Raw genomic sequence first — 12,480 nt, 5'->3', positions numbered from 1 at the left:
GTCAGGCTTCCTCTTGTAACAACAGGTCGTTGAGTTCTTCCAGCACGCGCTGGGGTGTGATGTCAATCAGGCTCTGATGATAGCCTTCTGCTGCATCTCCCTTGCGTACTTTGTGATAGCCCGTAATCAAGCGAATTACGCGAGCCTTGTGTGAAAGCGGCGGAGTAAAATCCGGGCTGCTGGGGCCATATAACGCTACCAGAGGTCGATTCAACGCTGCGGCAACGTGCATTAATCCAGAGTCGTTGGTGACCACCGCTTTGCAGGCGGCGAGCAGAATGACGGCCTGCTCCAGCTGTGTTTCGCCCGCCAGATTACGGCACCAGGCCTGCTGATCAACGCTCAGCGTCGCCAGGATCTCATTTCCGGCGTCATGGTCTTTTGCAGAGCCAAAAAGCACAATCTGATGGCCTTCATCGATCAGTTGCTTCGCCAGGTCTGCGTAGTGGTAATGTGGCCAGCGTTTCGCTGGACCAAATTCCGCACCAGGGCAAAAGCCGATGATGGGGCGTTCGGCAGAAAGGGAAAACTGGCGACAGGTCAGGGACTTTTCACCTTCGCTTACCTGCAACTGCGGCCATAGCAGAGGCTGCGGTAAATCTTTAGCTGACAGCATTACGCCTTTATCATAGGCCAGGGCTACATAGCGTTCGACCATCAGCGGCCAGGCATCTTTATCCAGCACGCGCGCATCGTTTAGCAGGCCGTAGCGCATTTCACCACGCCATCCGGTACGATGGGGAATGCCAGCAAAAAACGGTACCAGCGCGGATTTAAACGAGTTAGGCAGCACATAGGCGCGGTCATAGCGTTTTTCACGCAGGCTATGACCGAGTTTACGCCGCTCGCCGATCTCCAGCGCGCCGTGTCCCAGCGGCATGGCGATAGCTTCGTTAACTTCAGGCATGCGCGACAATAACGGACGGCACCATGCAGGTGCCATCACGTCGATTATCGCCTGGGGATAGCGCGCCTTAAGCGTGCGATAGAGACTTTGCGACATCATCATGTCGCCCACCCAGGACGGGCCTACCACCAAAATTTTCATACTTACGCGTCGCGGTTCAGCCAGGCCATATATTCCGTTACACCTTCAGCAACGGTTTTAAACGGCTTGTCATAGCCCGCAGCACGCAGATTAGTCAGATCGGCCTGGGTAAACGCCTGATAGCGACCTTTCAGTTTTTCCGGGAATGGGATGTACTCAATGCTGCCTTTTTTGTGGTACGCAAGCGTTGCATCGGCAACGGCCTGGAAAGATTCCGCACGACCGGTACCAAGGTTAAAGATGCCGGAAACCCCGTTTTCCAGGAACCACAGATTCACCGCAGCCACATCGCCTACGTAAACGAAATCACGCTTGAAGTTTTCACTGCCTTCGAACAGTTTTGGTGTTTCGCCATTGTTGAGCTGGGTGTTGAGGTGGAAAGCGACGCTCGCCATGCTGCCTTTATGGCCTTCACGCGGTCCGTAGACGTTGAAATAGCGGAAGCCAACAATCTGAGAATTGGCTTCTGGCAGGATCTGACGAACGTACTCGTCGAACAGGAATTTTGAGTAGCCGTAAACGTTCAGCGGTTTCTCATATTCACGGGATTCGATGAAATCAGAAGTGCGGCCGCCGTAGGTGGCGGCAGAGGACGCATACAGGAACGGAATTTCACGCTCCAGGCAGTAGTGCAACAGCTCTTTGGAGTATTGATAGTTGTTATCCATCATATACTTGCCGTCCCACTCGGTAGTGGAGGAGCATGCGCCTTCGTGGAAAATCGCTTCGATATCGCCGAAATCTTCTCCGGCCATAATCTGGATCAGGAAGTCTTCCTTGTCCATGTAGTCAGCAATATTCAGATCCACCAGGTTAACAAACTTGGTGCCATCTTTCAGGTTGTCCACCACCAGGATGTCGGTGATGCCTTTATCATTCAATGACTTGACGATGTTGCTGCCGATAAAGCCCGCGCCGCCGGTAACGATGATCATAAATGTAACCTTCGAATTTTGGAGTCAGAGACAATCTCAGACACTAATGTCTGTAATCATACCATCACATCGGCATCCCTTCAGCCTCTTAAGTAAGATGGTGGGTCGGTAGAAGGCCTATAAACACCAGTATAATAATGCTTATTTAATGGTTATTAAGTCTATTAAATTAATCTTAAATGTACTTAGTTTTTTTATATCCATCTATGTATATTATATGTACAAAAACAAAAACTATGTGATATAATATTTTTTTTATTAATGGTTTGAAAATGGTTATGAAATCGTCTACCACTATTGTGACAGCATATTTTGATATCGGTAGGGGGGAGTGGACTGTTAATAAAGGCTTCCGTGAAAAACTTTCCCGATCTTCTGATGTCTATTTTGACTACTTCAAACGGTTAGCCGCTTTAGAAAATGACATGGTTATTTTTACCTCGTCTGAGTTTGAAGACAGAGTTGCGGAAATACGCAAAGGTAAGCCCACAAAAATTATAACCATAGATTTAGGTAAAAAATTTAAGCATATTAATAATAAAATAAGACAAATTCAGCAGGATGATACCTTTAAGAATAAATTAGAGACGCGACAGCTAGGTAACCCTGAGTACTGGTCTCCAGAATATGTGTTGATCAATAATTTAAAAGCATATTTTGTAGTGAAGGCCATAAATGCAGGCTTAGTTAATACTCCGATGGTTGCCTGGGTAGACTTCGGATATTGCCGTAAACCGCAGGTTACTCGCGGATTAAAAGTATGGGACTTCCCTTTTGACCGTAATAAAATGCATCTCTTCACGATTAAAAAGGGTCTGGTTATATCATCCAGAAAACAGGTTTTTGATTTTATGATCGGAAATCATACTTATATTATCGGCGGCGCTATTGTTGGTTCACCAGAGAAATGGAAAGAGTTTTACTCATTAGTCACTGAGTGTCAAAAAGAGACTCTCAGAAATAATATTGTTGATGATGATCAGGGTATTTTTGTCATGTGTTATTACAAGCGCCCTGATCTATTAATGCTTAATTACCTTGGTCGGGGCAAATGGTTCGATCTGTTCCGTGTTTATCGGCGAACCGCTTTAGGTGCAAAACTCCAGGCATTGCGAATTTTTCTCACTCGAAAGTAGTGGCTTGAATGAGATTGAAGGGTTACCTAACCAGATAGAATGCTGCAAAGGCATTCTTCTGCTATTGCTGTTGTTTTTTTATGATTTTTTATAAAATCCAGCCAATTCAATTGGTTGCGATTCAGTGCGTCCAATGAATCCATACGACGGCATCACTGATTAGCCATGTGGGTATACGTGATTTATGCTTCATTTTGAAGAAGTGATGATGCGTCATCTCGTATCAGCGTATAGCTTTGGGTAATATGTGCTGAAATTTGCCCAGTCTGGAGAATTGAAATGCGTGGGGATTTTTACAAACAGTTAACGAACGATCTCGAAACCGCACGTGCGGAAGGATTGTTTAAAGAAGAGCGCATTATTACGTCTGCCCAGCAGGCGGATATCACCGTGGCGGACGGAAGCCACGTTATTAACTTTTGTGCGAACAACTATCTGGGGCTGGCTAACCACCCGGAACTGATTGCAGCTGCAAAAGCAGGTATGGATTCTCACGGATTTGGTATGGCTTCGGTCCGCTTTATTTGCGGTACCCAGGACAGCCATAAGCAACTGGAGCAAAAACTGGCGGCATTCCTCGGTATGGAAGATGCCATTCTTTACTCTTCCTGCTTTGACGCCAACGGCGGCCTGTTTGAAACGCTGCTGGGTGCAGAAGATGCGATTATCTCAGATGCGCTCAACCACGCTTCTATCATTGACGGTGTTCGCTTGTGTAAAGCAAAGCGTTTCCGTTACGCCAACAACGACATGGTCGAGCTGGAAGCGCGCCTGAAAGAAGCGCGTGAAGCGGGAGCCCGTCATATCCTGATCGCCACCGATGGCGTGTTCTCTATGGATGGTGTGATCGCTAACCTGAAAGGCGTTTGTGACCTGGCGGATAAATACGACGCGCTGGTCATGGTTGATGATTCCCATGCTGTCGGCTTTGTCGGCGAAAATGGTCGTGGCTCACATGAATACTGTGACGTGATGGGGCGTGTGGACATCATCACTGGTACGCTGGGTAAAGCGCTCGGCGGCGCATCTGGCGGGTACACCGCAGCGCGCAAAGAGGTTGTTGAGTGGTTGCGTCAGCGTTCCCGTCCGTATCTGTTCTCCAACTCATTGGCTCCTGCAATTGTTTCTGCCTCCATTAAAGTGCTGGAGATGGTCGAAGCAGGCAGCGAGCTGCGCGATCGCCTGTGGGCGAACGCACGTCAGTTCCGCGAGCAAATGTCTGCCGCAGGCTTTACGTTAGCGGGAGCGGATCACGCAATTATCCCGGTCATGTTGGGGGATGCGGTAGTGGCGCAAGAGTTCGCCCGCGAGCTGCAAAAAGAGGGGATTTACGTTACTGGATTCTTCTATCCGGTGGTTCCAAAAGGTCAGGCGCGTATTCGTACCCAGATGTCTGCGGCGCATACCCCTGAGCAGATTACGCGTGCTGTTGAGGCGTTCACACGCATTGGTAAACAACTGGGCGTTATTGCCTGAGGATGTGAAATGAAAGCGTTATCCAAACTGAAAGCGGAAGAGGGCATTTGGATGACCGACGTTCCTGAACCGGAAGTCGGCCATAACGATTTGCTGATTAAAATCCGTAAAACAGCCATCTGCGGGACTGACGTTCACATTTATAACTGGGATGAATGGTCGCAAAAAACCATCCCGGTACCGATGGTCGTTGGACATGAATATGTCGGCGAAGTTGTTGGCATCGGCCAGGAAGTTAAAGGCTTTAAAATCGGCGATCGCGTTTCAGGCGAAGGTCATATCACCTGCGGGCATTGCCGTAACTGCCGCGGTGGACGTACTCACCTGTGCCGCAATACGACCGGTGTTGGCGTAAACCGTCCTGGCTGCTTTGCAGAATACCTGGTGATCCCGGCATTTAACGCGTTTAAAATTCCGGACAACATCTCTGACGACCTGGCGTCTATCTTCGATCCGTTCGGTAATGCGGTGCATACGGCGCTGTCGTTCGATCTGGTTGGGGAAGATGTGCTGGTTTCCGGCGCGGGTCCAATCGGTATTATGGCGGCAGCGGTTGCCAGGCACGTTGGCGCACGCCACGTGGTGATTACCGATGTTAATGAGTATCGCCTTGAACTGGCGCGTAAAATGGGCATCACTCGCGCGGTCAACGTGTCGAAAGAGAGTCTGACCGACGTGATGGCTGAACTGGGCATGACCGAAGGGTTTGATGTCGGTCTGGAGATGTCCGGCGCGCCGCCAGCGTTTCGCGCCATGCTGGACACCATGAACCACGGTGGCCGTATTGCTATGCTGGGTATTCCACCATCAGACATGTCCATCGACTGGACTAAAGTTATCTTTAAAGGATTGTTTATTAAGGGTATCTACGGTCGTGAGATGTTTGAAACCTGGTACAAGATGGCCGCATTGATTCAGTCTGGTCTGGATTTGTCACCGATTATCACCCATCGATTCTCCATCGATGAATTCCAGCAGGGCTTTGACGCGATGCGCTCGGGCCAGTCAGGGAAAGTGATCCTGAGCTGGGATTGAATGCTCGACTTGTATTAAATGCTACCAACGGCCAGATTCTTTATTCTGGCCGTATAAAGAATAAATACTATTTGCCACGAAGCTTTCTGGATAAAGATCTTATCGCTTCTTTGAGCCAGATGAGCTTATAGATTAATCCTTTTCCTTTGATGTGAATATGATATTTTCGCTGCAAAGCTAAAATATCATTAGCCTGGCAAATCTTCATATTTCCCTTACAGGATAAGTCAATTATTCTTAATTCACCGCCTGGCGTACGAATGAAATTTCCAGGATGGATATCATTAGATGCCAACCCGGCTTTGTGAAGGCGCAGAACGCACTGCTTCACTTCATTGGCATTCTTATGGTTAATTTCTTTTAAAGGAGTGCCTTCAACATATTCATGAATAATATAAACATCATGACACTGACGAAGGCGTACTTTTTCAGCGGCATAGTAGAGATCCGCTGTACAGGCGCGCATTTCCGGGGAGAGTGTGTCCAGCTTCTTGATGAGCCTGGAATAAAAGGGGCCGGAGATAAAATTCTGCATTTTTTTCTCAAATCGAGGATCAACTTCACGGTCGTTTTTGATGATAAATTTTTGTGAGTTGTACTCGACCAGTTCTACACTGCGCATGGCGTTACCACTGCTCAACGGTTTGCCACTGATTTCTTTGTTTATATACTTATTCATCAGTGACTTAAGGTCTGTTTTGGTCTCTTTGCAATAGACCGTATAACCTTTTTCATGTGTCTTACTGATGGCCATCACTTTCCTCAATATCAGTGTACATCGCGCGTTAATTTACAGGGGTATAGTATACAGGTTGTGTCCCTCAATATGTAGACGATCTGAGCTATCACAGGCCGCTGAGCTCAGGCGCCGCATGGCATTTTCCCATACTGGTTGCTTTCGCTGCGCCGCTTCTGAAAATTAAACGTTCTAACCTTAATAATTCCTTAATGAAACTGTAGTAAAAGTCATCAGTGTACTGACAAACTTGGGTTATCTGATGAGAAACCGCACAAATATGTTGAGTGTTATTATTCCGTTGTATAACGCGGGTGATAGTTTTCGGGGTTGCATGGAATCTTTGATCGCACAGACATGGGCTGCGATAGAGATCATTATTGTGGATGACGGTTCAACGGATAACTCTGTTGATATTGCAAGACATTATGCTGATAACTATTCCCATGTCCGGTTGTTACATCAGGCTAACGCCGGGGCATCTGTCGCGCGTAATCGTGGTCTGGCAGTGGCCAAAGGGGATTATGTTGCATTTGTCGATGCCGATGACCTGGTTTATCCCAATATGTATGAAACCCTGATGACCATGGCGCTTCAGGATGACCTCGATCTGGCACAGTGCAATTCTGATTGGTGCATTTTCGAAACGGGGGACACCTGGCAATCAATACCGACGGACCGTCTGCGGTCTACGGGTGTATTGACCGGCCCCGACTGGTTACGTATGGCATTGGCTTCACGCCGTTGGACGCATGTGGTCTGGATGGGGGTTTATCGCAGAGATGTTATCGAGAAAAACAAGATAGCGTTTATTCCAGGGTTGCATCATCAGGATATTGTATGGACGACGGAGTTTATGTTTAACGCCAAACGTGTGCGATATACCGAGCAATCATTGTATAAATACTTCTTACACGATCAATCAGTTAGCCGTCTTAAAAGACAAGGCTTAAAAAATCTCAATTACCAACGCCACTATATTAAAATTACACGGTTATTGGATAAGTTGAATCGTGAATATGCGGGGCGGATTACTATTTATCCGGAATTTCATCAGCAAATAACCTATGAAGCATTACGCGTTTGCCACGCAGTACGCAAAGAGCCGGATGTCCATATTCGTCAACGCATGATTGCAGAGATTTTTGTCTCTGGTATGTATAAACGCATGATTACTAACGTACGCAGCGCCAAAGTTTTGTACCAGGCGCTGCTATGGTCATTCCGTCTCTGGAAATGGCGCGATAAAACATCCTCGCCTTCTCGTATTGCCCGTAAAACGCTTAATTTACGTTAGCGTTCATAGCGCTGGGTGAGGATGTATTCCCCCAGCCCTGCCATTGCAGGCGCATGTACTGCACCAGCGTGCTTTGGGTGATGCTTTCACCGAGCACGCTGAAGAAGCGGCTGGCGTAAACCGGCTCTAACGGCTGCTTCGGTTTGCATAATCTCACCCCGCGGAAAGGATTACGTGGCGCATCAGGTTTACCATTCTTCGGCGGTGTAAAGTTTGGTCTGGAGGTGTCTACCTGTGGTTCATTGAGCAGGCTGCTTGGGCGAACCAGCGTAATGTCCGCAGGCAGGTTATAAAGCATTTGCTGCAGGACGCGAACCGTCGAAGGGTGAGGATGCCCAATGGCAATTGCTGAACCGTTGCGGCGCGCAAGCTCAACGGCACGATTAAACTGACGGCGAATATCGGCTTCGTTTTGCGTGTCATCCAGGAAGACTTTGCGTTTGATAACCTTCACGCCGGTTCCTGATGCTGCGCGCATTGCCTGACTGTTGCCGATGGTCATACTGTCCAGGAAGTAGAGATCGTAGCGTTCCAGCGCCTGCATCACCTTCTGCATACCGAACAGGCTGGAGGTCATCGCGCTGCCCATATGGTTGTTCAGCCCGACCGCATTCGGTACTTTGCTTACCGCGTCGCGAATAATCCGCTCAATCTCTTCGCTGCTCATTTCCGGGCGCAAAGTATCTTTCTCTAACGGCTGTTTGCTCAGCGGCGCCATCGGCAGATGGATTAAAACTTCATGCCCGCTGTTATGCGCTTTAATCGCCATTTCACGCGCGTGTGGGGCATTAGGCAGAACGGCAACGGAGAGGGTGGAAGGCATCGCCAGAACCTGATTTTCGGTGTGTGGACGATAGCCGAAATCATCAATAACGATGGCAAGTTTGCCAGCAAAAACAGGTGTTGCGAAGGCCAGCACGCTGGCGAGAGAGAATAATAGACGACGAAATTGAGGCAAAACTTATCTTCCCAACCACGGCTGTGGATTGACCGCCTGACCCTGGCGACGAATTTCGAAATAGAGTGCCGGCCTGCCCTGTCCGCCGCTGCTACCCACAAGTGCAATAGGCTGCCCGGCGCGAACCTGCGTACCGACGCTGACCAGCGCGCTCTGGTTATAACCGTAAAGGCTCATATCGCCTTTACCGTGCTCAACGACGACCACCAGACCGTAGCCCTGCAACCAGTCCGCCAGAATGACGCGGCCATCGGCAATGGCTTTAACTTCGGTGCCTTCGGATGCGCCAATAACCATCCCCTTCCAACGTAGCTCACCTTGCAACTGTTCGCCATAACGATGTAGCGTTGGACCACGAACGGGCCAGAATGCCTGGCCGCGTGGGGAACCTAAACCGCCGGTACGGGACATCAGTGATTTTTCGCTTTCGGTTGGCTTGTAGGTTGAGCCTTTCCGTGACGCATCCTTCTGTTTGTCACGTACGGCCTGCGCCTCGCGAGCTTCACGTTCCGCGCGTGCTTTGGCTGCGGCTTCGGCACGAGCAATGCTGTTGCGCAGGCGTGATTCGTTGGCGCGCATTTCGCCCAGTTGCTGCTGACCCTGCTGAATCGATGACTCCAGACCCGAGAGCGTCTTCTTGCGTTCATTACGCGCCTGCTCCAGCTTAGCCTGCTGAGCGCGCTGTTCGTACAGCAACGTCTGCTGTTCGCTCTGCTTATCTTCCAGCTCGGCTTTTTGCGAGTCGACCTCTTCGCGGGTTTGTTTCAACTGCGCGATGGTTTCCTGCCGCGCCTGGTTCAGATAGCCGAAATAGGCCTGCAGGCGTTGCCCGCGCTGGCTCTCTTCCCCGCTCAGAATGAGCTGAATACCGGTGTGTTCGCCCTGGCGAAACGCTGCGTCAAGTTGGGCTGCCAGGCTACGCTCTTGCGCAGCCCGCTGTTTTTCCAGCTTCGCGAGGGCGGCATTCATCTCTGTGATTTGTGCATTCAGCTGTGCCAGCGAGTTTTGCGTTTCGCGTAGTTGCCTGGCGGCAACGGCGATGGCCTGTTCCTGAGCTTTAAGTTGAGCGAGGAGAGTGGAGCGTTGTTGTTGTTGTTGGCGTACCGCGCGTTCTTTTGCCGCGATATCAGCCTGAATAGATTTGAGCTGATCGCGCTCGTCCGCGTGGGCGGAAAAGGCGCACAGCAATACGCCAGCGCTAAGCGCGCTGGCGTAGAACAAGGGCCTGACTGAAAGCTTTCGCAGTTTCACGGCCCAAGTGATGGTATTAATCGCCTTTCCCCTCATGGGGAGGGATTATTCCACGATGAACAGCGGCTTACCAGTCATCTCTTGCGGGATTTCCATACCCATCAGCGTCAGCATCGTCGGGGCGATATCAGAAAGTTTGCCGCCTTCAACTGCTTTGACGTTTTTACCACCGACATAAATCAGCGGAACGGGCAGGTTGGTGTGTGCTGTATGCGCTTGACCGGTGGACGGATCGCGCATTTGCTCTGCGTTACCGTGGTCCGCGGTGATCAGCAGTTGGCCGCCAACGGATTCAACCGCTTTAGTCACCTGCTCAACGCAGTGATCCAGCGCTTCAACCGCTTTAACCGCAGCTTCCATCACCCCGGTGTGACCAACCATGTCGCCGTTCGGGTAGTTACAAATGATGGTGTCGTATTTTCCGCTCTGAATCGCAGCAACCAGCTTCTCGGTCAGCTCAGCAGAGCTCATTTCCGGCTGCAGATCGTAGGTCGCGACTTTCGGCGAATTGATCAGGATGCGATCTTCGCCTTTGAACGGCTCTTCTACGCCGCCGTTAAAGAAGAAGGTCACGTGGGCATATTTTTCAGTTTCGGAAATACGCAGCTGCGTTTTGTCATTCTTCGCCATCCACTCGCCAAGGGTGTTGGCCAGAGACGCTGGTGGGTAAGCAACAGCCGTTTTGATGTCGGCTGCGTATTCGGTCAGCATCACAAAGTTGAGGTTAACGACTTTCTTACGGGTGAAGCCGTCGAAGTCAGCGTTAACAAACGCACGGGTGATTTCACGCGCACGGTCAGCACGGAAGTTCATGAAAATCAGCGTATCGCCGTCTTCCATGGCGGCTTCAGCCTGGCCTTCAGCACGGATCACGGTCGCTTTCACGAATTCGTCGTTTTCGTCGCGGGCATAAGCAGCCTGCAGGCCTTCAACAGCCGTAGCGAACTGGAACTCGCCTTTTGCCAGCGTCATCAGGTCATAAGCCTGTTCAACGCGATCCCAACGGTTGTCGCGGTCCATGGCATAGTAACGACCAATGATGGACGCTACGCGGCCTTTGCCCAGCGCGGCAAATTTCTCTTCGAATTTCTGCAGCGAATGTTCAGCGCTGCGCGGCGGGGTATCACGGCCATCAAGGAAAGCGTGCAGATAGATTTTCTCAGCACCGCGTTCAGCTGCCATTTCGACCATCGCCATGATGTGATCTTCGTGGCTGTGAACGCCGCCAGCAGAGAGCAGGCCCATGATATGAACCGCTTTGCCGCTATTTTTTGCCTGGTCGACCGCATCGGTCAGCACTGGGTTAGCGAAGAAAGTCCGTTCTTTAATTTCAACATCCAGACGGGTCAGGTCCTGATACACGATGCGGCCCGCGCCCAGGTTGACGTGACCCACTTCGGAGTTGCCCATCTGGCGATCGGGCAGGCCGACTTCCAGGCCAGAGGCATCAATCAGGGTATGCGGACGTTTTGCCCACAGAGCATCCATTACCGGGGTTTTGGCATTAAAGATGGCGTTATCCTGGCTGTCTTCACGATAGCCATAGCCATCCAGAATCACCAGTACCATAGGTTTTTTAGAAACCGACATTGCGACAACCTCACACTCAATAGACAAAAATAATTGCGTAATTTTACTACAGCTGAATCGATAAAATAGCCCCAGAAGATCAAATAATCGACCAGAGCGTGTCGCAGAGGGCGCGGATTTACGTTTTTTTTTCCGTAGCGCCCCGCAAAAATGCAATCCAATGCACGCTCTGGCTGTATTTGCGCCAACGCGCAGGTATACTCCTTTCCTGGTTTTTTAATCACTAAGTCGGGAGTTGTTACCCCCCATGCAAGAAATTATGCAATTTGTTAGTCGCCACCCTGTATTGAGTATCGCCTGGATTGCGTTACTGGCGGCTGTATTATTTACCACGTTTAAGAGCCTGACTTCGAAAGTGAAGGTAATTACGCGCGGAGAAGCCACTCGTCTTATCAACAAAGAAGATGCGGTGATTGTGGATTTACGTCAGCGCGACGACTTCCGCAAAGGCCATATCGCGGGCTCCACTAACCTGCTGCCGAGCGAAATCAAAGCCAACAATTTTGGCGAGCTGGAAAAACACAAAAACAAACCTGTTATTGTGGTTGATGGCTCTGGTATGCAGTGCCAGGATTCAGCAACTGCGCTGATTAAAGCCGGTTTTGAGCAGGTATCTGTACTGAAAGACGGCGTAGCGGGCTGGAGTGGCGAGAATCTGCCACTGGTTCGCGGCAAGTAATTTACCCGTCTTCTTTCATGCCTCAGGGTAAAAGAACACTGGAGATAAGTCATGGCCAATATTGAGATCTATACCAAAGCGACCTGCCCGTTTTGCCATCGCGCAAAGGCGCTGTTGAACAGCAAGGGTGTGAGTTTCCAGGAACTTCCGATTGACGGCGATGCCGTGAAGCGTGAAGAGATGATCAAGCGCAGTGGCCGTACAACGGTTCCGCAGATTTTTATTGATGCACAGCACATTGGTGGTTGTGACGACTTGTATGCGTTGGATGCACGTGGTGGACTGGATCCACTGCTGCGTTAAGGCGTACCGAAGTATTTAAAGGACAACACTAAAGGG

General features: G+C 50.0%; 12 protein-coding genes. 6 read left to right on the top strand and 6 right to left on the bottom strand.

Features of this window, described 5'->3' with window-relative positions; all coding sequences use genetic code 11:
• Nucleotide 1: 1 nt before the first annotated feature.
• Complete coding sequence (gene rfaF, locus B9P82_RS13140) at nucleotides 2–1,048, bottom strand: ADP-heptose--LPS heptosyltransferase RfaF (protein WP_016154975.1); 1,047 nt, start codon at nucleotides 1,046–1,048, stop codon at nucleotides 2–4.
• Between the two features lie 2 nt (nucleotides 1,049–1,050).
• Entirely contained in the window at nucleotides 1,051–1,983 is a 933-nt protein-coding gene (gene rfaD / locus B9P82_RS13135; RefSeq protein WP_003827312.1) for an ADP-glyceromanno-heptose 6-epimerase, read from the bottom strand.
• 278 nt (nucleotides 1,984–2,261) lie between these two features.
• Here rfaD and yibB point away from each other — a divergent pair, with 278 nt between their 5' ends.
• The 3 genes from yibB (at nucleotide 2,262) to tdh (ending at nucleotide 5,630) form a co-directional block, all read left to right on the top strand.
• On the top strand, nucleotides 2,262–3,119 hold the full coding sequence (gene yibB / locus B9P82_RS13130) for a protein YibB (RefSeq protein ID WP_032932023.1): 858 nt from the start codon (nucleotides 2,262–2,264) through the stop codon (nucleotides 3,117–3,119).
• Between the two features lie 279 nt (nucleotides 3,120–3,398).
• On the top strand, nucleotides 3,399–4,595 hold the full coding sequence (gene kbl, locus B9P82_RS13125; RefSeq protein ID WP_046275754.1) for a glycine C-acetyltransferase: 1,197 nt from the start codon (nucleotides 3,399–3,401) through the stop codon (nucleotides 4,593–4,595).
• 9 nt (nucleotides 4,596–4,604) lie between these two features.
• Complete coding sequence (gene tdh / locus B9P82_RS13120; protein ID WP_016154972.1) at nucleotides 4,605–5,630, top strand: L-threonine 3-dehydrogenase; 1,026 nt, start codon at nucleotides 4,605–4,607, stop codon at nucleotides 5,628–5,630.
• 67 nt (nucleotides 5,631–5,697) lie between these two features.
• Here the strand turns inward: tdh and rfaY are convergent, their stop codons facing one another.
• Nucleotides 5,698–6,384 carry a lipopolysaccharide core heptose(II) kinase RfaY gene (gene rfaY, locus B9P82_RS13115; protein WP_101700436.1) on the bottom strand — a complete coding sequence of 229 codons (687 nt, stop codon included), beginning with the start codon at nucleotides 6,382–6,384 and terminating at the stop codon, nucleotides 5,698–5,700.
• Nucleotides 6,385–6,628: 244 nt separating this feature from the next.
• Here rfaY and B9P82_RS13110 point away from each other — a divergent pair, with 244 nt between their 5' ends.
• Nucleotides 6,629–7,663: a glycosyltransferase gene (locus tag B9P82_RS13110; protein WP_101700435.1), complete on the top strand. Its 1,035-nt coding sequence runs from the start codon at nucleotides 6,629–6,631 to the stop codon at nucleotides 7,661–7,663.
• On the opposite strand, the gene B9P82_RS13105 is transcribed toward B9P82_RS13110, so the two are convergent.
• The 3 genes from B9P82_RS13105 to gpmM are packed head-to-tail and all read right to left on the bottom strand — an operon-like array spanning nucleotide 7,650 to nucleotide 11,462.
• Nucleotides 7,650–8,621, bottom strand: a complete 972-nt coding sequence (locus B9P82_RS13105) for a divergent polysaccharide deacetylase family protein (RefSeq protein ID WP_047415816.1) — start codon at nucleotides 8,619–8,621, stop codon at nucleotides 7,650–7,652. The two genes, B9P82_RS13110 and B9P82_RS13105, sit on opposite strands and share 14 nt — an antisense overlap.
• Before the next feature lie 3 nt (nucleotides 8,622–8,624).
• Nucleotides 8,625–9,884 carry a murein hydrolase activator EnvC gene (envC, locus tag B9P82_RS13100; protein ID WP_231390992.1) on the bottom strand — a complete coding sequence of 420 codons (1,260 nt, stop codon included), beginning with the start codon at nucleotides 9,882–9,884 and terminating at the stop codon, nucleotides 8,625–8,627.
• Nucleotides 9,885–9,917: 33 nt separating this feature from the next.
• Complete coding sequence (gpmM, locus tag B9P82_RS13095) at nucleotides 9,918–11,462, bottom strand: 2,3-bisphosphoglycerate-independent phosphoglycerate mutase (RefSeq protein WP_047501311.1); 1,545 nt, start codon at nucleotides 11,460–11,462, stop codon at nucleotides 9,918–9,920.
• 247 nt (nucleotides 11,463–11,709) lie between these two features.
• Here gpmM and B9P82_RS13090 point away from each other — a divergent pair, with 247 nt between their 5' ends.
• Together B9P82_RS13090 and grxC are read left to right on the top strand one after the other, a co-directional pair.
• Entirely contained in the window at nucleotides 11,710–12,141 is a 432-nt protein-coding gene (locus tag B9P82_RS13090; protein ID WP_005120473.1) for a rhodanese-like domain-containing protein, read from the top strand.
• 51 nt (nucleotides 12,142–12,192) lie between these two features.
• Nucleotides 12,193–12,444, top strand: coding sequence for a glutaredoxin 3 (gene grxC / locus B9P82_RS13085; protein ID WP_003024152.1), 252 nt, complete (start codon nucleotides 12,193–12,195; stop codon nucleotides 12,442–12,444).
• Nucleotides 12,445–12,480 lie beyond the last annotated feature (36 nt).

It is taken from the genome of Citrobacter sp. L55 (genome assembly GCF_002850715.1).
GTDB lineage: Bacteria > Pseudomonadota > Gammaproteobacteria > Enterobacterales > Enterobacteriaceae > Citrobacter > Citrobacter braakii.
Note: the sequence above shows the minus strand (reverse complement) of the source record. Positions and strands in the feature narration are given on the sequence as shown.